The organism is Flavobacterium sp. UMI-01 (assembly GCF_019656315.1).
Classification (GTDB): Bacteria; Bacteroidota; Bacteroidia; order Flavobacteriales; family Flavobacteriaceae; genus Flavobacterium.
On record NZ_BPLU01000053.1, the window covers coordinates 1 to 242 of the forward strand.

Annotated in this window: 1 pseudogene; it reads left to right on the plus strand. The window is 33.1% G+C overall.

Annotated features, from left to right (window positions below):
• Positions 1 to 242 (plus strand): annotated as a pseudogene (locus K5R64_RS13580) (hypothetical protein); the annotation flags it as partial.

The following is a 242-nucleotide window of genomic DNA, read 5'->3' on the forward strand; positions in this document are numbered from 1 at the left end:
TATTGTTTACAACTTGGCTACAGCTAACGCTAAAGATCCTAAAAACAATAACATTACTGCTACCTCTACTGACCCTACTCCTTGTACTACATGTACTCCTGCACCAGATTGTAGGGACTGTACTATTACAATCTTAAATCAAAATCCTGTTTTAAATGTGGTAAAAGTATCTAATACTGAATTTTACAGTAATGTGGGAGATCAAATAAAATATACTATCCAAGTTCAAAATACAGGTAATG